Below are 18,777 nucleotides of genomic sequence, written 5' to 3'. Positions count from 1 at the left end.
TTCCTAGACAGCTCCACTCCACACCCGGGAGGCCTTCGCCCGTCTACAGATCAGACCGTGTCGTCACACGATCTCGACCAACGTGCCTGGGCATCTCATCTAGCTGGCCGACGTCCTGAGGTTCGCGGAGGCGGCACTCGGCGAGCAACCGGTGGTCCGCGACTTCGGGCTCCTGGAGTCGGCGCTCGCCCGCCCCGCGACGACCGTGCTCGGGCAGGAGGCCTATCCGACGGTGCACCTCGAGGCCGCGGCGCTGCCGCACAGCGTCTGCACGAACCACGCGCCGGTCGACGGGAACGAGCGGTTGGCGTGGGTGGTGACCGCCGTCTGCCTCGTGCTGAACGGGGAGCGCATCCGCACCGACCAGGACGCCGTGTTCGATCTGGTGATCGCGGTCTCCGAGGCCCGGCTGCGGGAGCTCGACCTGATCGCGGCGGCGCTGCGTGGCCTGACCGACGGTGCGTGACACCGGGTCCGGGGCCGGCACCGGCCGTCGTTACCCTGGCGGGCGTGACTGAACGCACTCTCGTCCTGGTCAAGCCCGACGGGGTCCAGCGCAAGCTCGTCGGTGAGGTCGTCTCCCGGATCGAGCGCAAGGGCCTCGATCTCGTCGCGCTCGATCTGCGCACCGTCGACCGCGAGCTGGCCACCCAGCACTACGCCGAGCACGACGGCAAGCCCTTCTTCGAGGAGCTGATCTCCTTCATCACCTCCGGCCCGGTGCTCGCCGCGGTCGTCGAGGGCCCGCGGGCGATCGCCGCCTGGCGGCAGGTCGCCGGCGGCACCGACCCGGTCGAGAAGGCGGCACCGGGCAGCATCCGGGGCGATCTGGCGCTGGAGACCGGATCGAACCTGGTGCACGGCTCGGACTCGCCGTCCTCGGCCGACCGGGAGATCAAGCTCTGGTTCCCGAACCTGTGACGGCGCAGGTCGGCGTCCCGCGCAGGGTCGTCGACCCGCACCCGGACGCGGCCCGCGCGCTCGGGGAGCTCTGGATCGCCGTCACCGAGACCGGTGGCGCGGTCGACTTCGTGCCCGGCTGGGATCCCGCCGAGATCCGGGACCTGGCCGCGGCCACGATCGACGACGTCCGGTCGGGGGCGCTGCGGATGATCGTCCTCGGCGACCCGGCCGCCCCCGACGGCACCGTCTTCCTCGCCCGGGGCAGCGGCATCGCCGCACACCGGGCGGACGTGCAGCGGCTGATGGTCCGGCCGGAGCTGCAGGGCCGTGGGCTCGGCACCGTCCTGCTGGACGCGGCCGTCGCGCTCGGCCGGGAGATGGGCGTCGAGATGCTGACGCTCGGCGCCCGCGGCGGGACGGCGCTGCCCGGCTTCTACGCCGCCCGCGGCTTCGTCGAGTACGGGCGGCTCCCGCGCGGCGTCCGGCTCGCCCCGGACGACGCCCGCGACGTCCATCTCTTCGTGCTGCCGCTGACCTCCTGACGACCTGATGATCGTGTGACGCCCGTTGGCCGGATGGCAGACGGGCCGGTTGAGGTTCACCATGTGCGGATGACGGTGCTCACCCCCCGCCCGACCACCGCGGACCTGGTCCGCGGCGTGGTCGTGGCGGCACTGGCGATCGTGCAGGTGCTGGTCTCCGCGTTCGGCGGTACCGGCGTCGGGGAGGTCGCCCGTGCCTACGACACGCCCTTGCTCGCGGCCGGCTGGGCGTTCTCCATCTGGGGCCTGATCTACCTGGGGTTCCTCTGTTACGCGGGGTACGCGCTGCTGCCCGGCCAGCGCGGGCGGGCGGTGCACCGGCGGGTCGGCTGGTGGCTCGCCGCGTCGGCGGTGCTGAACCCGCTGTGGATCCTGGCGTTCTCGAACGGCTGGGTGATCACCGCGCAGGTGGTGCTGATCGTGCTGGTCGTCGTCCTGGCGGTGACCTACGGGCGGCTGTCCCGGGAGACCGCGCAGGGCTGGGCGGAGCGGCTGGCGTTCCGGCTGCCGGTGGCGCTCTACCTGGGCTGGACGTCCGGGGCGCTGCTGCTCGGGCTGATGGCGGCCGGGGTCGCGGTCGGCCTGCCGGGCGAGGGCGCCCTCCCGCAGACGGCGGCGGTGCTGCTGCTGGTGATGCTGACCGCGGTGGTGCTGTCGGTGATCGGCACGACGGCCGGGTTCGCCGGCTTCGCCGCGGCCGTGGTGTGGGCGCTCGCCGGGATCGCGGCGAACGACCGGCCGATCGCGGTGGTGCTGGTCGCGGTGGTGGCGGCGGTGCTGGTCGCGGTGCAGGCCGCGCGCCGCATCCGGCGGTCGGTCGAACCGGCCCGGCTCGCGTTCGGCTGAGCCCCGCCGGAGCGGCCGTTACCCGCTGGAACTCTCCCGGCCACTTGCTACGGTCGGCCGCGACGACAGAGGTACCAGGAGGTTCGGCATGATCACCGGAAGCATCGTCGCGATCGTGACCCCCATGCACGAGGACGGCGAGGTCGACCACTCCGCGCTCGGTGAGCTCGTCGAACGGCAGATCGACGCCGGCACGTCCGCCATCGTGTCGGTCGGCACGACCGGCGAGTCGTCGACGCTGTCGGTGCTCGAGCACACCGAGGTGATGCGCCGCACGATCGAGGTGGCGAACGGCCGGGTCCCGGTGATCGCCGGGACCGGTGCGAACTCGACCGACGAGGCGATCCACCTGACCCGGGCCGCGCGCGCCGCGGGCGCCGACGGCGCCCTGCTGGTCACGCCGTACTACAACAAGCCGCCGCAGGAGGGCCTCTACCAGCACTTCAAGCGGATCGCGGAGACCGTCGCGATCCCGCAGTACCTGTACAACGTGCCCGGCCGGACCGCCTGCGACATGCTGCCGTCGACGGTCGCGCGGCTGGCCGAGATCCCGAACATCGTCGGGCTCAAGGAGGCCAAGGGCGATCTGGACCGGGTGCGCGAGCTGGTCGCGCTCGGGTTGGACGACTTCGCCCTCTACTCCGGCGACGACGGCACCGCACGCGCGTCGATGCTGGCCGGTTTCCACGGCGACATCTCGGTCACGGCGAACGTCGCGCCCGAGCCGATGGCCCGGATGTGCAAGGCCGCCGTCGCCGGGGACGCCGAGACCTCGGCCGCGCTGGACGCCGACCTGGCCGGCCTGCACTCGGCGCTGTTCTCCGAGCCGAACCCGATCCCGGTCAAGTGGGCGCTCGCCGAGCTGGGCCTGATGCCGGGCGGCATCCGGCTGCCGCTGGTGCCGCTGGACGAGTGGCACCACGAGGACGTCCGGGCGGCGCTGCGGGCCGCGGGCCTGCTGAACTGATCGGCGGTCAGGCCGGGTCGGGCCCCCCCGGCCCGGCCGCCGGGTCCGCGGCGTCCGGCCCGCTGGTCGGCCCGGCGCTGCTGGTGCGCACGTTGCGCACGATGTCCCGGCCGAACGTCACGTCGACCCGCTCGGCGACGGCCAGCTCCAGCACCGCGATCATGACCTCGCCGGAGATCCGGCGCAGCCGCTCGATCGTCTCGTAGACCCGCGGCCACTGGTCGTCCGGCCGCCCGGACGCGTCGAACGGCTGCCAGATCTCGCCGAGGAACAGATCGACGTAGAGCTTCGCGACGGCGTCGGCGTGCTTGCGGACCTGCTCGACGACGTCGAGCGAGCGGTTGATCGGGATGCCCAGGCCGGTGAGCTCGGCGGCGGCGGTCATCAGACGCGGGCTGATCTCCTCGTAGGTGTCGTCGCCGACCTCGCGCAGCAGGCCCATCTTCACCCCGCGCTTCGCGAGGCCGGTGTCGGTCGACTCGTAGCGCTGGGCGAGCTCGGCGAGGTGCACCATCTGCCGGGTCTCGGGGGCGAACAGCTCGCGGACGGTCCGGATGAACTGCACCACCTGCTCGGTGGAGCCGCCGGTGGTGTCGAGCAGCTTCTTGATGGTGTCGAGCTTGACGCCCTCGTCCTGCAGGTCCTTGATCAGTTCGAGCCGGGCGGCGTGCCCCGGGCCGTAGTAGCCGGTCCGGGCCCGCACCTCGGGCGGCGGGAGCAGCCCGCGGGACTGGTAGGCACGGATGTTGCGCACCGTGACTCCGCTGGCGTGGGCCAGCTCGTCGATGGTGCGCCAGCCCTCCAGATCGGCGTGCTCGTCCACCATGACATGAACCATAGCAGCGCATCATGTGACACAGACGATCGACCATTGCGCCTTGCTATGTGACATCAAGTTGTGCAGAGTTGATGTCATGTTCCGTTCCGCTGCTCCGGCGCCCGGTCGGTCCGGGCGTCTGCTGGCCGCTGCGAGCGCACTCACGACGCCGCTGCTGCCCGAGGACTTCCTGACCCTGTTCGACCCGCTGTGGTCGACGACGTCGCTGCGCGGCCGGGTCGTCGCCCGGCGCAGGGAGACCGGCCGGGCCGTGTCGGTCACGATCGAGCCCGGGCGGGCCTGGGCCGGGCACCGGGCAGGTCAGTACGTCGGCGTCGGGATCGACGTCGACGGGGTGCGGCACCGCCGCAGCTACTCGCTGTCCTCCCCGGAGGGGGCCCGCTACCTCACCGTCACCGTGCAGGAGGTGCCGGGCGGGGTGGTCTCCACGAAGCTCGTCCGCGATCTCCCGATCGGCACCGTGGTCGACCTGGAGCAGGCCGACGGCGGGTTCACCCTGCCCGATCCGCCGCCGGCCGGGCTGCTGTTCGTGACCGCGGGCAGCGGGATCACCCCGGTGATGAGCATGCTCCGCACGCTCGATGCGGGCGCCGCGCCGATGCCCGACACGGTGCTGGTGCACAGTGCCCGCACCCCCGAGGACACGATCTTCGCCGCCGAGCTGGCCGGGCTCGCCGCCCGGCACCCCGGACTGCGCGTGGTGCAGCGGCACAGCGGGGTCACCGGCCGGCTCGATCCGGCGAGCCTGGACGCGGCGGTCCCGGACCGGGCCGATCGCACGGTGTACGCCTGCGGCCCGGACGGGCTGCTCGACGCCCTCACCGACGCCTGGGACGACGTCGTCGTCGAGCGGTTCACCCCGCCCGCACGGGCGAGCGAGGGGACCGGCGGCACCGTCGAGTTCGGTACGGGCACCGTCGAGGTGCAGCCGGGCCAGAGCCTGCTGGAGGCGGGCGAGTCCGCCGGGCGGATCATGCCCAGCGGCTGCCGGATGGGCATCTGCTTCGGCTGCGTGCTGCCGCTGCGCGAGGGCCGGGTCCGCGACCTGCGGACCGGGCAGGCGCACGGCGAGCCCGGCGATCTCGTCCAGACCTGCGTCAACTCCGCCTGCGGGCCGGCCAGCATCGACCTGCCCTGACCGCGGGGCCCGTCCCGGCCCGCAGCACCGTCACCGGGGTCCGGATCGTCCGGCCCGGCGCCACATCGACCCGAGGAGGTCCGCCATGACCGCCACGCTCGACACGTCCGTCACCGGCCGGGAGCCCGGCCCGGACGAGACGACCGCCGTCCGGCAACCGCAGCGCCCGGTGCTGGAGCTCGTGCCCTCCAGCCGGCGCGAGGACGTGCAGGCCACCACCCGGCTGACCGCCGAGCAGATCGAGGAGCTGGGCCGCCGGCTGGACGCGATCCGGGACCGCATCCTCGCCGAGCGCGGCGCGTCCGACGCCGCCTACATCCGGGACGTCATCCGCAAGCAGCGGGCGCTGGAGATCGGCGGCCGGGCGCTGCTGTTCGCCGGTGTCCTGCCCCCGGCCTGGATCGCCGGCACGGCCATGCTCTCGATCGCCAAGATCCTGGAGAACATGGAGATCGGGCACAACGTCATGCACGGCCAGTGGGACTGGATGCGCGACCCCAAGATCCACTCGTCGAGCTGGGAGTGGGACAACGTCTCGTCGTCGACGGAGTGGAAGCACTCGCACAACTACCTGCACCACACCTACACCAACGTGGTCGGCAAGGACCGCGACGTCGGCTACGGGATCCTGCGGCTCTCGGAGGAGCAGCGCTGGACGCCCTACCACCTGGGCAATCCGCTCTACAACTTCCTGCTGAGCCTGTTCTTCGAGTACGGCGTCGCGCTGCACGACCTGGAGGTCGAGAAGGTCCTCGCCGGGCAGAAGCCCTGGTCGCGGGTGTGGCAGCAGGTGAAGTCGATCGGCCGCAAGACCGGCAGGCAGGTGTTCAAGGACTACCTGGCGTTCCCGGCGCTGGCCGGCCCGTTCTTCCTGCCGGTGCTGGCCGGGAACCTGACCGCGAACGTGGTGCGCAACATCTGGTCGCACGCGGTGATCTTCTGCGGGCACTTCCCGGCGGGCGCGGTGCAGTTCTCCGAGGAGCAGCTGGCGGACGAGAGCCGTGGCGAGTGGTACGTCCGTCAGCTGCTCGGCTCGGCGAACCTCGACGGCGGCCGGTTCTTCCACCTGATGACCGGCCAGCTCAGCTTCCAGATCGAGCACCACCTGTTCCCGGACCTGCCGAGCAACCGCTACGCCGAGATCGCGCCCGAGGTGCGGGCGCTCTGCGAGGAGTACGGCCTGGAGTACACCTCCGGCCCGCTCTGGACGCAGTACCTGCAGGTGCTCGGCACCATCAACCGGCTGGCGCTGCCCAACGGGAAGCGCTGAGCACGGCTCCGGTGCGCAGGCCCGGTGCGCAGGCTCAGTGCGCCGGCACCCGGTCGAGGAACCCGTGCACCTGGCCGATCCGGCCGTCGGCGTCCACCACGACCACGTCGAACCCGATCACCGGTGGTTCGGCGCCGGTCGCGTACACCTCCGGCGGCGCGGCCTGCCAGCGGAACCGGGCCCGGTCGTGGTGCGCGTCGACGGTGTCGAGGAGCCGGAACTCGAATCCCGGCAGCCGGTCCTGGGCGACGCCGAGGAAGCCGTCGACGCCGTCGTGCCCGGTGACGTCGGCGAGCGGATCGACGTAGCGGCAGTCCGCGGTGAACAGGCCGGCGACCAGCTGCCTGCGGGCGGCCGGGTCGGTCTCGTTGAAGGCGTCGACGTAGCGCTGGGCGAGTGCGGCGAAGTCGGTCGTCGGGTCGGTCGTCGGGTCGGTCACGGTGCGCTCCCTGCTGGTCGGTGTCGTGCCGGTCGCTGCCCAGCGTGCGGTGCACCGGCGGGCGTGGCGATGACCCGCGAGGTAGTCGTCGCCGGGCCGGGGCGCGGCTAGCGTGGACCCGGTGACCAGCGCGAACGTCCGGCCGTCCCGGAACGCCGGGCCGGGGGAGATGCTCCGGTTCTGGCGGGCCCGGCGGCGCCGCAGCCAGCTGGACCTGGCGCTCGCCGCCGGCGTCTCCACCCGGCACCTGAGCTTCGTCGAGACCGGCCGCTCCGGTGCGAGCCGGGAGCTGCTGGGCGCGCTGGCCGCGGAGCTGGAGATCCCGCTGCGTGAGCGCAACGCGCTGCTGCTGGCCGCCGGGTTCGCGCCCGCCTACGCCGAGCGCCCGCTCGACGACCCGGATCTCGCACCGGTCCGGGAGGCGCTGGACCGGCTGGTCGCCGCGCACGACCCGTATCCGGCGCTGGTCGTCGACCGCTGGGGCGACGTGCAGCTGGCCGGCCGGTCGGTCGCCGCTCTGCTCGACGGGCTGGATCCGGCCGCGCTCGGGCCGCCGGTGAACGTCTACCGGGCCTGCCTGCACCCGGGCGGCCTCGCGCCGCGGATCCGGAACCTCGCGCAGTGGCGCGAGCACCTGCTGCACCGGCTGGAACGGCAGGTCCGGGTCACCGCGGACGCGCGGCTCGGCGCGCTGCTCGCCGAGTGCCGCGGCTACCCGGCACCGCCGGCGACCGCGCTGCCCTCGCCCGGATCCGACGTGCTCCTCCCGATGGCGCTCGACTCACCGGTGGGGCCGCTGACGTTCCACTCGACGATGACGACCTTCGGCGCCCCGCACGACGTCACACTCGCCGAGCTGGCGCTGGAGACCTTCCTGCCCGCCGACGACGCGACCCGCGCGGCACTGCACGCGATATCAGGGGAGTTGTCCTGAACGCGTCCGGAGCGGGGTACCGGTTGGTTAGTGTCCGTTCCGTCCTGGGGGAACGCCGGTGGGGGAGTCGCGATGCGGACGGTCAACGGGGTGGTCGGCGGGCTCGTCGGGGTGGGGATCGGGATCGCGCTGCTCGGCCACGGCCTGGAGTCGACCCGCCGGGCGATGATGATGATGCGCCTGGAGGATCTGCCGGTCGGCGCACTGGCCGTGCTGCTCGGCGGTGCGGTGCTCGGGGTGCTCGCCGGGGCCGCGCACCGGCTGCCCGCCGCGCCGGTGACCGCGGGCGCCGCCCTGCTGGCCCTCGGCGCGCTGTCGATGCTGGACCCGCGCACGGCGTACGGCCTGCTCGGTTCCGGCGGGATCGCCGATCTCGTGCTGATGCAGGTGGGGACGGGGATCGGGGCGGTGCTGCTGGTCGCGGCGCTGGTGGCCCGGCCGGGTGCGGCCGCCGCCCGGCCCGCACCCCGCAGCGGTGCCGCCGGGCCCGGCCCGGCGCCGGGCAGCGGGCCGATCGTGCACTGAGCCGGCGACCGCGCCGACCCGCCGGGTCGTCCGGTTCGGACGGGGCTACCCTGGTTCAGCGTGGCACCCACCTCCGTCTTCCCCGCCCTCGAGTCGATCCTGCCCCGTGTCTCGAAGCCGGTGCAGTACGTCGGCGGTGAGGGGAACTCGCAGGTCAAGCCGTGGGACTCGGTGCACGTCCGGTGGGCGCTGCTCTACCCGGACGCCTACGAGGTCGGCCTGCCCAACCAGGGCGTGCAGATCCTCTACGAGGTGCTCAACGAGCGGGACGACGCGCTCGCCGAGCGCTGCTACGCGGTCTGGCCCGATCTCGAGGCGCTGATGCGCGAGCACGGGGTCCCGGCGTTCACCGTCGACGCGCACCATGCGATCGGCGACTTCGACCTGCTGGGCGTCTCGTTCTCCACCGAGCTCGGGTACACGAACCTGCTCACCACGCTGGATCTCGCCGGGACCCCGCTGCACGCGGCGGACCGGGACGAGACCCATCCGGTCGTCGTCGCGGGCGGGCACGCCGCGTTCAACCCGGAGCCGGTGGCGGACTTCGTCGACGTGGCCGCGATCGGCGACGGCGAGGAGGTCGTCGGGGACATCACCGACGTCGTCAGGGACTGGAAGGCCCAGGGCCGCCCCGGCGGGCGCCGCGAGCTGCTGGTCCGGCTGGCCGGGACGCCCGGCTGCTACGTGCCGTCGCTCTACGACGTCGGCTACCGCGCCGACGGCGCCATCGCCTCGGTCACCCCGGCCGACGAGCGGGTCCCGGCGTCGGTGCAGAAGCGCACCACCGTCGAGCTCGACGACTGGCCGTACCCGAAGAAGCCGCTGGTCCCGCTGGCCGAGACGGTGCACGAGCGGGCGTCGGTGGAGATCTTCCGCGGCTGCACCCGCGGCTGCCGGTTCTGCCAGGCCGGGATGATCACCCGGCCGGTCCGGGAGCGCTCGCTGCAGGGCATCGGCGAGATGGTCGACAACGCCGTGCGCGCGTCCGGGTTCGACGAGGTCGGCCTGCTCTCGCTGTCCTCGGCCGACCACTCCGAGATCGCCGAGGTCACCAAGGGCCTGGCCGACCGCTACGAGGGCACCAACACCTCGCTGTCGCTGCCGAGCACCCGGGTGGACGCGTTCAACATCGACCTGGCCAACGAGATCTCCCGCAACGGCCGCCGCTCCGGGCTCACCTTCGCCCCCGAGGGCGGCTCCGAGCGGATCCGCCGGGTGATCAACAAGATGGTGTCCGAGGACGACCTGATCCGCACCTGTGCCGAGGCGTTCTCGCAGGGCTGGCGGCAGGTCAAGCTGTACTTCATGTGCGGCCTGCCGACCGAGACCGACGAGGACGTGCTGGAGATCGCCGGCATGGCGCACCGCGTCATCAAGGCGGGCCGGGAGGCGTCCGGCCGCAACGACGTCCGCTGCACCATCTCGATCGGCGGGTTCGTACCGAAGCCGCACACCCCGTTCCAGTGGGCGTCGCAGTGCCATCCCGAGGTCGTCGACGCCCGGCTGCGCAAGCTGCGCGAGGCGGTCAACGCCGACCGGAAGATCGGCCGCAACATCGGCATGCGCTACCACGACGGCGAGCCCTCGCTGATCGAGGGACTGCTCGCCCGCGGCGACCGCCGGGTCGGCGCGGTGATCGAGCGCGTCTGGCGCGACGGCGGCCGGTTCGACGGCTGGTCCGAGCACTTCTCCTACCGGCGCTGGGTGGACTCGGCGGCCGAGGCGCTGGAGCCGATGGGCGTCGACCTGGACTGGTACACCACCCGCGAGCGGGAGGCCGACGAGATCCTGCCGTGGGACCACCTCGACTCCGGCCTGGAGCGGGACTGGCTCTGGGAGGACTGGCAGGACGCGCTGGCCGGCCGCGAGCAGGACGACTGCCGCTGGACGCCGTGCTTCGACTGCGGCGTGTGCCCGTCCACCGGCACCGACATCGAGGTGGGCCCGAGCGGCACCACGCTGCTGCCGCTGACCGTGGTGAACCCGACGGCGTCGGCGGGCGCGATGGCGCCGGGGTCTCGGCAGGGATCGGGTGACTGAGACGACCGGAGCGGCGAACGGCCTGTCCTCCATCCCCGATCCGGGCTCGGGCGCCCGCGGTTCCGAGTGGGAGCACGGCGGCAGGCGCCTGCGGGTGCGGGTCGCCGACGAGCGCGACGTCGCCGGGCTGGCCCGGCTGCGCAGGCAGTGGCTGGAGGAGCGGGCCGGCCGGGCGGTGGCCGATCCCGGGTTCGAGGAGGCGTTCGCCGCCTGGTGGCGGGTCGAGCAGCCGCGCCGGGCGTTCTGGATCGCCGAGGCGGGCAGCGAGCGCGCCGGGTACACCCCGATCGGCTCGATCAACGTGCTGGAGACCGTGCAGATGCCACGTCCGGGCGGCCGCGGCACGCGGACCGGCCAGGTCGGCAACGCGTTCGTGCTCGGCGCGTTCGCCGAGGCGGGGGTGCCGCGCGCGCTGCTCGCGGCGGTCGTCGCGCACGCCCGCGACCGCGGCTACCGGCGGCTGATGCTGGCCCCGACGGCGGGCAGCACGGCGTTCTACCGGCGGGCCGGGTTCCGGCCCGCCGGCGACACGCTGCTCGTGCTGGAGCAGTAGCGCTCAGGCCGGTGCGGTGGTGCTGACCGGCGTCGGGTTGCGGAACAGGTCGAGCACCGGGCAGTGTGCGTCCACCGTCTCGCGCAGCCGCCGGTAGTCCTCGTCGGAGGCGGGGCCGCGCAGGTCGACGACCAGGCGGACCTCGCCGAAGCCGGGCCGGACCCCGTCGTCGAGGCCGAAGAAGCCGCGGACGTCGAGATCGCCCTCGACGTCGACCTGCACGTCGTCGAGCGGGATGCCCAGCTTCGCCGCCCAGAACCGGTAGGTCACGACCTGGCAGGACAGCAGCCCGGCGAGCGCGAACTCGACCGGGTTCGGGGCGGCGTCGTCGCCGCCGAGCGCGGGCGGCTCGTCGACGACCACGTCGTGGCGGCCGATCCGGATCTCGGATCGGACCCCGTCGCCGCCGGAGCCGGTGGCCCGGAACAGCGCGTGCGCGTTGTCCGGGTCGGCGTCGACGGCGTGGGTGGTGGCGGTGACGATCGCGCTCAGCGCGGCGTCACGCGGGGTCTGGGTGCTGGTCACGGGAGGTCCTCTCGGAAGGGTGCGACGGGTCGGGGCTGCGGCGGGCGCGACAGGTCGCGCTCGCGGTGCGGAGCAGGTCCACGTGGCGCCGTCGCACGCCGACGAACATCGGGTCTCCTCGAGAGGGGGATCGTTGCGTCGGTGACCGTACGACGTCCCGGGACCGGGTGCGACGCGATGTCCGCCGGCCGGGACACCCGTCCGGACAGCGATGTGATCGCCGTGCCGGTGCGCAGGGCCGCGATCCGCGTGGCCGGACGCACCACGTCGGCGATCATGGACGTGGTCGTGAGGACCAGGACCGCTACCGCGCGGCGCCCGCGGCCGGCTGGGGCTCCTAGACTCCCGGACATGGCGCGCGTGAAGGCGGGAGCGGCGGCGAACCCGGCACCACCGACGGTGCAGCGGGTGCGGCTGCGCTTCGCCAAGCGGGGCCGGCTGCGCTTCCTGTCGCACCGCGACATCGCCCGCAGCTTCGAGCGGGCGGTGCGCCGGGCCGGCGTCCCGGTGTCGCATTCGCACGGGTTCAGTCCGCATCCGCGGCTGTCCTGGGTGGGGGCGGCGCCGACCGGTGCGGCCAGCGAGGCCGAGTACGTCGAGATGGGCCTGACCCGCGAGATCGATCCCGAGCTGGTCCGCGCGGCGCTGGACCGGGCGCTGCCGGACGGGCTGGATGTGCTGGCGATCGCGGTCGCCGAACCACCGGCGCTGGCCGACCGGATCGATGCGGCCCGGTGGCGGCTGGAGATCCGCGGCGTGCCGCACGACGAGATCGCCTCCGCGGCGGCCGCGCTCCTGGAGCGGGACTCGGTCGTCGTGACCCGGGTCACACCGTCCGGGCGCAAGGAGATCGACGTCCGGGCGGCGCTCGTGGCACTGGCGGTCGAACCGCAGGTGAACGGCGAGCCGGCCGATCATGCCGCGGCCGAGGCGGCGGGTTCCCCGGAGGCGGCCACCGGCTGTGCGATACTGACGACGGTCGTTCGGCAGACCACACCGACCGTTCGACCCGATGACGTGCTGGGTGCGCTCAGCGTTGTCGCAGACCTGACGCCACCGGTTCCGGTGACGGCCACCCGGTTGGCGCAGGGCCTGCTCGACGACGGGGGCGACCTGGTGGATCCGCTCGGATCGGCACCGGCGACCCGGGGCCGGCCCGGAACGTCCTGACACGGGCGGCGAGGAGCTGCCGGCGCGTCGTCGAGCAACCACCCCGGAGATCCGGGGCAGCGACACCAGATGTGCCGCACCGCGCACCCGCGCGAGCTGCGGAACGAGTACGCGCAAGGTCCCTGCGTGGCCGCCTCCGACGTGAGGCGCCCGGGGGCGAAGGAGCTGAATGTCCGTGAACGACGCGCCCGCCGGTGGCACCGGCGGGCCCTCCGGTGTGTCGGAGCCCGCGCCCATCCAGGACCTGCCGGACAAGATGCGGGTCCACGCACTGGCCAAGCTGCTCGGCCGGGCCAGCCGGGACGTCCTGGGCGCCCTGAGCGGACTGGGCCACGAGATCCGCAGCGCCCAGTCCAGCATCACCCGGGCGACTGCCGAGCAGGTCGCCGCCGCGCTGGCCCCGGCGGTGGACCCGGCGCCGGAGGCCGTGCAGCCTGCGGAGCCGGATGCCCCTTCGGTCGCCGCCGCGCCGGAGCCGGTTGCCGAGGAGGCCCCCGGGACACCCGAGCCGTCCGGGCTGTCCGGCGACCGGCCGGAGCCGGCCGCGGCGCCGCTCGCCCCGGTGTTCGCGATGCCGATGTTCCAGGCGCCCACCACGCCGGCGCCGGCTCCCGCGGAGCCGGAGGCCCCCGCCGCCGAGGAGGAGACCGGCGGCAGGAAGCGCCGGGGCCGCAAGAGCAAGCGGGACGACGACCGGGCCGGCGCGCCGTCCGCCGACGAGCAGGACACCCCGGCCGCCGGCGACACGACCACCGGTGAGCCCGACCCGGGTCCCGACGCGGGCACCGATGACGACGACGACGAGGGCGCCCGCCGCAGGCGCCGGCGCGGCCGCCGCGGCCGTGGCCGCGGCAAGGGCGGCGACGACCTGGGCGAGAACGACGGCGACGGCGAGTCCGGCGACGACGACGGCGCAGCCGACGAGGCCGGGCGGTCCGCCGGCGACGACGACCCCGACGACGGCTCCGACGGCTCCGACGGCTCCGACGGCTCCGACGGCGGGAGCGACGATCAGCCGTCCGGCTCGCGGCGCCGCCGCCGGCGCCGCCGGCGTGGCGGTTCCGAGGTCGAGGACCGCTCCGAGGACGACCCGCCGAACACCGTGACGAAGGTCCGCGAGGCGCGGCAGGAGCAGTCCGGCGGCGGTTCGGCCGCCGATGACGGCGTGCAGAGCGTCCGCGGCTCCACCCGGCTCGAGGCCAAGCGCCAGCGCCGCCGGGACGGCCGCGACGCCGGCCGGCGCCGCCCGCCGATCCTGTCCGAGGCGGAGTTCCTGGCCCGCCGCGAGTCGGTCGACCGGCAGATGGTCATCCGGCAGCTCGCCGACCGCACCGAGATCGGCGTGCTGGAGGACGACGTCCTCGTCGAGCACTTCATCACCGGCGGCGGTTCGACCGGCGCGGGCATGGTCGGCAACATCTACCTCGGCCGCGTGCAGAACGTGCTGCCCTCGATGGAGGCGGCGTTCGTCGACATCGGCCGCGGCCGCAACGCGGTGCTCTACGCCGGCGAGGTGAACTGGGACGCGGCCGGCCTGAACGGCAAGGCCCGCAAGATCGAGCAGGCGCTGTCCTCCGGCGACCAGGTGCTCGTCCAGGTCACCAAGGACCCGGTCGGCCACAAGGGCGCCCGGCTGACCACCCAGATCTCGCTGGCCGGCCGCTTCCTGGTCTACGTGCCCTCCGGCGGTGCCGCGGGCATCTCCCGCAAGCTGCCCGACACCGAGCGCAAGCGGCTCAAGGACATGCTGAAGGAGATCGTCCCGGCCGAGGCCGGCGTGATCATCCGGACGGCGTCCGAGGGCGTCTCGCACGAGGCCCTGGAGCGCGACGTGCGCCGGCTGCAGGCGCAGTGGGAGATCGTCAAGGAGAAGTCCGAGCGGACCGGCAAGGGTGCGCCGAAGGCGCCGACGCTCCTCTACGAGGAGCCGGACATGCTGGTCAAGGTTGTCCGCGACCAGTTCAACGAGGACTTCTCGAAGCTGATCATCTCCGGTGACGACGCCTGGGAGACCGTCTCCGGCTACGTCCGGCACGTCGCACCGGAACTGGCGGAACGCATGCACCGGCACACCGGCCCGTCCGACGTGTTCACCGAGCACCGGATCGACGAGCAACTGCTCAAGGCGCTGGACCGCAAGGTCTGGCTGCCCTCCGGCGGCACCCTGGTGATCGACCGGACCGAGGCGATGACCGTCGTCGACGTCAACACCGGCAAGTTCACCGGCTCCGGCGGCAATCTCGAGGAGACCGTCACCCGGAACAACCTGGAGGCGGCCGAGGAGATCGTCCGCCAGCTGCGGCTGCGCGACATCGGCGGGATCATCGTCGTCGACTTCATCGACATGGTGCTCGAGGCCAACCGGGACCTGGTGCTGCGCCGGCTCACCGAGTGCCTGGCCCGCGACCGCACCCGCCACCAGGTGGCGGAGGTGACCTCGCTCGGGCTCGTCCAGATGACCCGCAAACGGGTCGGCGGGGGCCTGCTGGAGCACTTCTCCACCCCGTGCGAGCACTGCCGCGGGCGCGGCGTGATCGTCTCCACCGACCCCGTCGAGCACGGCAGCGGCAACGGCAACGGCCGCGGGTCCGGCGGTGGCGGCAACGGCTCCCAGGGCAACGGCTCCCAGGGCAACGGGAGCAGCAACGGCAACGGCCGCGACAGTGCCAACGGCCGGGACAGCGGCAGCAGCAGTGGCCGGGACAGTGGCAGCGGTGAGGACGGCGGCGGTCGCCGCCGGCGCCGCCGGGGCGGCGGCGGGAACGGTGAGCCCGGGAACGGGCAGCCGGACGAGTCGCAGGAGACCACCGCGGACCGCAACGGCGCCGAGCGCAACGGCTCCGACCGCAACGGCAACGGTGACCGGACCGTCGACACCAGCTCGGCCGTCGCCGGGGTGGCGGCGGTCGCCGCCGGTCTCGGTGTGCGCGGCGACGACGAGCCCGGCACCGACGGCCTGGGGGCCGAGGATGTCCCGGCCGGCCCGGGTGCCGGGGGAGTCTCCGCCGGACCGGCTGCCGGGGGTGGCGCGGCCGCGACGGTGACCGACCCGGCGCCGGCGCCCGCGCCTGCCACCGATCCGGACGACGCCTCCGTGGCCGAGCCGGTCGGCGAGCTGACCGGCTCGGCGCCGAGGACCGGGCGGGCCGGTGGGCGCCGCCGCGCCGCGACCCGATCCGCGGGTGCGCCCGCTGCCGCGGGTACGGCCGCCGACGGAACCACGGCCGGTGCGACCGGCACCGCCGGCTCCGGTGCGGCTGGGTCCGGCACTGCCGGGTCCGGTGCGGCTGACGCTCCCGTCGGTGTTGTCGGCGCTGTCGGCGCGCCCGGCTCCGCCGCGGCCGACGCCGGTACCGCCGGCCCCGCAGCGGCCGTGACCGGCACCGCGGCCGCGGCCGCCCCGGCCGATCCCGCTGTGCCCCCCGCGGCTCCCGCAGCGGAGCAGGCGTCCGCCGCCCCGCCTGCGGGGCCCACGACCGGCGACACCGGCGGGAGCGCGGCCGAGCCCGCCCCGCGCCGTCGCCGGGTCAGCCGGACGGCGGGCGCCCCGGCGGCGACCGTCGAACCGGTCGTCATCACGACCCCCACCCCGGGCCCGGACGCGTCGGAGCGACAGGACGGCCCCGCCGCACCTGCCGTCCCCGACCAGCCGGAGCCGCCGGCGGTGGTGTCCCGTCCGCGTCGTGCACGCAGGGCGGCCTCCCGTCCCGCGGGTCCGCCCCAGGACGGGGGGTGAGTGTGGCCCCGGCGACGGGGTCGCGTACCCTTGACCGACAGAAGCCACGCCTCTGTGTCCCGGCCTGCCTGGCCGGGATCGACACAGTCCAGTGGCGTGCGCGCCGGGTTCGGCGCGAGCTGTGAAGACCGAGCGCAAGCAAGCGCCCCCGAATTTCAGGAGTCGTGCGTCAGCGATGTACGCGATCGTCAAGACCGGCGGAAAGCAGTACAAGGTGGCCGTCGACGACGTGGTCACCGTCGAGAAGCTCGACGGTGAGCCCGGTGCGGAGATCAGCCTGCCCGCCGTGCTGCTCGTCGACGGCGACCAGGTGACCACGGACGTGTCGGGCCTCACCTCTGCGGTGACCGCCACGGTCGTCGAGCACACCAAGGGTCCCAAGATCCGGATCCACAAGTTCAAGAACAAGACCGGGTACCACAAGCGTCAGGGCCACCGTCAGCCCCTGACGAAGGTCCAGGTCACCGCGATCGGCAAGTAAGGAGCCTGCGTCATGGCACACAAGAAGGGTGCGTCCAGCTCCCGCAACGGTCGCGACTCGAACCCGCAGTTCCTGGGTGTGAAGCGCTTCGGCGGCCAGACCGTCAAGGCCGGCGAGATCCTGATCCGCCAGCGCGGCACCAGCACCCACCCGGGTGTGAACGTGGGTCGCGGCAAGGACGACACGCTGTTCGCCCTCGCGGCCGGCACCGTGGAGTTCGGTTCCAAGCGCGGCCGCAAGACCGTCAACATCGTGCCGGCCGAGGTCTGAGCGACCCGCCCAGCACGTCCACGACGCCGACGGCGGGTCACCCCGGTTACCGGGGGACCCGCCGTTCGTCGTGTCATCACCGCAACGAGGAGGCACCCATGTCCCGCTTCGTGGACCGCGTCGTGCTGCACGCGACCGCGGGCGCCGGGGGCAACGGCTGCGCCTCGGTGCACCGCGAGAAGTTCAAGCCGCTCGGCGGGCCGGACGGCGGCAACGGCGGCCGCGGCGGCTCGGTCGTGCTGGTCGTCGATCCCGGCGTGCACACGCTGCTCGACTACCACCACCGCCCGCACGCCACCGCCCGCAGCGGCACCCAGGGGCAGGGCTCGTTCAAGAACGGCGCCAACGCCCCCGATCTGGAGCTGCGGGTCCCGGACGGCACGGTGATCCTCGATCCCGACGGCGAGATCGTCGCCGACCTGGTCGGCCCGGGCACCCGGTTCGTCGCCGCAGAGGGCGGCCGCGGCGGGCTCGGCAACGCCGCGCTGGCCTCCACCGCGCGCAAGGCGCCCGGGTTCGCCCTGCTCGGCGAGCCCGGCGAGGAGGTCAGCTTCACCCTGGAGCTGCGCTCGCTGGCCGACGTCGGGCTGGTCGGGTTCCCCAGCGCGGGCAAGTCCTCGCTGGTCGCCGCGTTGTCCGCGGCCCGGCCGAAGATCGCCGACTACCCGTTCACCACGCTCGTCCCGCAGCTCGGCGTGGTCAGCGCCGGTGACGCGACGTTCACCGTCGCAGACGTCCCCGGGCTGATCCCGGGCGCCGCCGACGGGCGCGGGCTCGGCCTGGAGTTCCTCCGGCACATCGAGCGCTGCTCGGTCCTGGTGCACGTCGTCGACTGCGCGACGTTCGAGACCGAGCGCGATCCGGTCTCCGACATCGAGGCCCTGGAGGCCGAGCTCGCGCACTACGCCGACCAGCTCGGCACCAGCGCGCTCGGCGAGCGGCTCGACCAGCGGCCCCGGATGATCGCGCTGAACAAGATCGACGTGCCGGACGCCGCCGATCTCGTCGAGATGGTCCGCGCCGATCTCGCCGAGCGGTTCGGCTGGCCGATCTTCGCGATCTCCACGGCCTCCCGGTCCGGGCTGCGCGAGCTCAGCTTCGCCATGGCGGAGCGGGTCGCGGCGGCCCGTGCCGCGCAGCCCGACGCCGAGCCCACCCGCACCGTGATCCGGCCGAGGGCGGTCGACGACTCCGGATTCACGATCGAGCCGGACACCGGGCTCGACGGCGGGTTCGTGGTGCGCGGCGAGCGGCCCGAGCGCTGGATCCGCCAGACCAACTTCGAGAACGACGAGGCCGTCGGCTACCTCGCGGACCGGCTCGCCCGGCTCGGCGTCGAGGAGGAACTGGCGAAGGCGGGAGCGGTGCCCGGCTGCCCGGTCACCATCGGTGACATGACGTTCGACTGGGAGCCCTCGACGCCGGCCGGGGTCGCGGCGCTGCTCACCGGGCGGGGCACCGACGTGCGGCTGGAGAACACCGAACGGGTCGGCGCCTCCGAGCGCAAGCAGGCCCGCGCGGCGCGCCGCGCGCACCTGTCCGACGCCGAGCTCGCGGCCGGCGCCCGCTACGCATCGGACCACGAGATCGAACGGTGAAG

Annotated in this window: 20 protein-coding genes; 16 read left to right on the top strand and 4 right to left on the bottom strand. The window is 73.9% G+C overall.

Annotation, left to right across the window (positions count from 1 at the left end):
• Positions 1 to 151: 151 nt before the first annotated feature.
• From ABZ881_RS29215 to dapA, 5 genes are all read left to right on the top strand, one after another.
• The gene (locus ABZ881_RS29215) at positions 152 to 466 is read left to right on the top strand and encodes a Fic family protein (RefSeq protein ID WP_358488990.1); all 315 of its coding nucleotides are present in this window, start codon (positions 152 to 154) and stop codon (positions 464 to 466) included.
• Between the two features lie 44 nt (positions 467 to 510).
• On the top strand, positions 511 to 921 hold the full coding sequence (gene ndk / locus ABZ881_RS29210) for a nucleoside-diphosphate kinase (RefSeq protein WP_344020561.1): 411 nt from the start codon (positions 511 to 513) through the stop codon (positions 919 to 921).
• The gene (locus ABZ881_RS29205; protein WP_358488988.1) at positions 918 to 1,445 is read left to right on the top strand and encodes a GNAT family N-acetyltransferase; all 528 of its coding nucleotides are present in this window, start codon (positions 918 to 920) and stop codon (positions 1,443 to 1,445) included. Before ndk ends, ABZ881_RS29205 begins: the two co-directional genes overlap by 4 nt.
• A 69-nt stretch (positions 1,446 to 1,514) precedes the next feature.
• A complete protein-coding gene (locus ABZ881_RS29200) occupies positions 1,515 to 2,291 on the top strand; it encodes a hypothetical protein (RefSeq protein WP_358488985.1) in 777 nt (258 codons plus the stop codon).
• A gap of 88 nt (positions 2,292 to 2,379) precedes the next feature.
• Positions 2,380 to 3,258, top strand: coding sequence for a 4-hydroxy-tetrahydrodipicolinate synthase (dapA, locus tag ABZ881_RS29195; protein ID WP_344020555.1), 879 nt, complete (start codon positions 2,380 to 2,382; stop codon positions 3,256 to 3,258).
• Positions 3,259 to 3,265: 7 nt separating this feature from the next.
• Here the strand turns inward: dapA and ABZ881_RS29190 are convergent, their stop codons facing one another.
• A complete protein-coding gene (locus ABZ881_RS29190; RefSeq protein ID WP_358488983.1) occupies positions 3,266 to 4,084 on the bottom strand; it encodes a MerR family transcriptional regulator in 819 nt (272 codons plus the stop codon).
• 88 nt (positions 4,085 to 4,172) lie between these two features.
• Here ABZ881_RS29190 and ABZ881_RS29185 point away from each other — a divergent pair, with 88 nt between their 5' ends.
• Together ABZ881_RS29185 and ABZ881_RS29180 are read left to right on the top strand one after the other, a co-directional pair.
• Complete coding sequence (locus tag ABZ881_RS29185; protein ID WP_358488980.1) at positions 4,173 to 5,234, top strand: ferredoxin reductase; 1,062 nt, start codon at positions 4,173 to 4,175, stop codon at positions 5,232 to 5,234.
• 85 nt (positions 5,235 to 5,319) lie between these two features.
• The gene (locus ABZ881_RS29180; protein ID WP_358488979.1) at positions 5,320 to 6,504 is read left to right on the top strand and encodes an acyl-CoA desaturase; all 1,185 of its coding nucleotides are present in this window, start codon (positions 5,320 to 5,322) and stop codon (positions 6,502 to 6,504) included.
• Positions 6,505 to 6,538: 34 nt separating this feature from the next.
• Here the strand turns inward: ABZ881_RS29180 and ABZ881_RS29175 are convergent, their stop codons facing one another.
• Positions 6,539 to 6,943, bottom strand: coding sequence for a nuclear transport factor 2 family protein (locus ABZ881_RS29175; protein WP_358488976.1), 405 nt, complete (start codon positions 6,941 to 6,943; stop codon positions 6,539 to 6,541).
• A gap of 121 nt (positions 6,944 to 7,064) precedes the next feature.
• Between ABZ881_RS29175 and ABZ881_RS29170 the strand changes: the two genes are divergently transcribed.
• From ABZ881_RS29170 to ABZ881_RS29155, 4 genes are all read left to right on the top strand, one after another.
• A complete protein-coding gene (locus ABZ881_RS29170; RefSeq protein ID WP_358488974.1) occupies positions 7,065 to 7,877 on the top strand; it encodes a helix-turn-helix transcriptional regulator in 813 nt (270 codons plus the stop codon).
• A 72-nt stretch (positions 7,878 to 7,949) separates the two neighbouring features.
• Positions 7,950 to 8,402, top strand: a complete 453-nt coding sequence (locus ABZ881_RS29165; RefSeq protein WP_358488971.1) for a hypothetical protein — start codon at positions 7,950 to 7,952, stop codon at positions 8,400 to 8,402.
• 60 nt (positions 8,403 to 8,462) lie between these two features.
• Positions 8,463 to 10,442, top strand: coding sequence for a TIGR03960 family B12-binding radical SAM protein (locus ABZ881_RS29160; protein ID WP_358488969.1), 1,980 nt, complete (start codon positions 8,463 to 8,465; stop codon positions 10,440 to 10,442).
• Positions 10,435 to 10,995 carry a GNAT family N-acetyltransferase gene (locus tag ABZ881_RS29155; RefSeq protein WP_358488966.1) on the top strand — a complete coding sequence of 187 codons (561 nt, stop codon included), beginning with the start codon at positions 10,435 to 10,437 and terminating at the stop codon, positions 10,993 to 10,995. The genes ABZ881_RS29160 and ABZ881_RS29155 overlap by 8 nt, the downstream gene beginning before the upstream one ends.
• Before the next feature lie 3 nt (positions 10,996 to 10,998).
• Here ABZ881_RS29155 and ABZ881_RS29150 read toward each other — a convergent pair whose 3' ends face one another.
• Complete coding sequence (locus tag ABZ881_RS29150; RefSeq protein ID WP_358488965.1) at positions 10,999 to 11,520, bottom strand: OsmC family protein; 522 nt, start codon at positions 11,518 to 11,520, stop codon at positions 10,999 to 11,001.
• Positions 11,495 to 11,629 (bottom strand): putative leader peptide, encoded by a 135-nt coding sequence (locus ABZ881_RS29145; protein WP_358488964.1) that lies wholly within the window; start codon positions 11,627 to 11,629, stop codon positions 11,495 to 11,497. Before ABZ881_RS29145 ends, ABZ881_RS29150 begins: the two co-directional genes overlap by 26 nt.
• A gap of 242 nt (positions 11,630 to 11,871) precedes the next feature.
• Here ABZ881_RS29145 and ABZ881_RS29140 point away from each other — a divergent pair, with 242 nt between their 5' ends.
• From ABZ881_RS29140 to obgE, 5 genes are all read left to right on the top strand, one after another.
• On the top strand, positions 11,872 to 12,690 hold the full coding sequence (locus ABZ881_RS29140) for a TIGR03936 family radical SAM-associated protein (protein WP_358488961.1): 819 nt from the start codon (positions 11,872 to 11,874) through the stop codon (positions 12,688 to 12,690).
• 169 nt (positions 12,691 to 12,859) lie between these two features.
• Positions 12,860 to 16,426 (top strand): translation initiation factor IF-2 N-terminal domain-containing protein, encoded by a 3,567-nt coding sequence (locus tag ABZ881_RS29135; RefSeq protein ID WP_358488959.1) that lies wholly within the window; start codon positions 12,860 to 12,862, stop codon positions 16,424 to 16,426.
• A 175-nt stretch (positions 16,427 to 16,601) separates the two neighbouring features.
• The gene (rplU, locus tag ABZ881_RS29130; protein ID WP_344020532.1) at positions 16,602 to 16,907 is read left to right on the top strand and encodes a 50S ribosomal protein L21; all 306 of its coding nucleotides are present in this window, start codon (positions 16,602 to 16,604) and stop codon (positions 16,905 to 16,907) included.
• 12 nt (positions 16,908 to 16,919) lie between these two features.
• The gene (gene rpmA / locus ABZ881_RS29125) at positions 16,920 to 17,177 is read left to right on the top strand and encodes a 50S ribosomal protein L27 (protein WP_344020530.1); all 258 of its coding nucleotides are present in this window, start codon (positions 16,920 to 16,922) and stop codon (positions 17,175 to 17,177) included.
• 98 nt (positions 17,178 to 17,275) lie between these two features.
• On the top strand, positions 17,276 to 18,775 hold the full coding sequence (obgE, locus tag ABZ881_RS29120; RefSeq protein WP_358488956.1) for a GTPase ObgE: 1,500 nt from the start codon (positions 17,276 to 17,278) through the stop codon (positions 18,773 to 18,775).
• Positions 18,776 to 18,777: the final 2 nt, after the last annotated feature.

It is taken from the genome of Pseudonocardia sp. NPDC046786 (genome assembly GCF_040645415.1).
Taxonomy (GTDB): domain Bacteria; phylum Actinomycetota; class Actinomycetes; order Mycobacteriales; family Pseudonocardiaceae; genus Pseudonocardia; species Pseudonocardia kongjuensis.
Note: the sequence above shows the minus strand (reverse complement) of the source record. Positions and strands in the feature narration are given on the sequence as shown.

Bases quoted from the DNA above. Each gene is read 5' to 3' on its own strand.
- ABZ881_RS29200 (WP_358488985.1), top strand. From the start codon at position 1,515: ATGACGGTGCTCACCCCCCGCCCGACCACCGCGGACCTGGTCCGCGGC.
- dapA (WP_344020555.1), top strand. From the start codon at position 2,380: ATGATCACCGGAAGCATCGTCGCGATCGTGACCCCCATGCACGAGGAC.
- ABZ881_RS29190 (WP_358488983.1), bottom strand. From the start codon at position 4,084: ATGGTGGACGAGCACGCCGATCTGGAGGGCTGGCGCACCATCGACGAG.
- ABZ881_RS29185 (WP_358488980.1), top strand. From the start codon at position 4,173: ATGTTCCGTTCCGCTGCTCCGGCGCCCGGTCGGTCCGGGCGTCTGCTG.
- ABZ881_RS29180 (WP_358488979.1), top strand. From the start codon at position 5,320: ATGACCGCCACGCTCGACACGTCCGTCACCGGCCGGGAGCCCGGCCCG.
- ABZ881_RS29165 (WP_358488971.1), top strand. From the start codon at position 7,950: ATGCGGACGGTCAACGGGGTGGTCGGCGGGCTCGTCGGGGTGGGGATC.
- ABZ881_RS29145 (WP_358488964.1), bottom strand. From the start codon at position 11,629: ATGTTCGTCGGCGTGCGACGGCGCCACGTGGACCTGCTCCGCACCGCG.
- ABZ881_RS29140 (WP_358488961.1), top strand. From the start codon at position 11,872: ATGGCGCGCGTGAAGGCGGGAGCGGCGGCGAACCCGGCACCACCGACG.
- ABZ881_RS29135 (WP_358488959.1), top strand. From the start codon at position 12,860: ATGTCCGTGAACGACGCGCCCGCCGGTGGCACCGGCGGGCCCTCCGGT.
- rplU (WP_344020532.1), top strand. From the start codon at position 16,602: ATGTACGCGATCGTCAAGACCGGCGGAAAGCAGTACAAGGTGGCCGTC.
- rpmA (WP_344020530.1), top strand. From the start codon at position 16,920: ATGGCACACAAGAAGGGTGCGTCCAGCTCCCGCAACGGTCGCGACTCG.
- obgE (WP_358488956.1), top strand. From the start codon at position 17,276: ATGTCCCGCTTCGTGGACCGCGTCGTGCTGCACGCGACCGCGGGCGCC.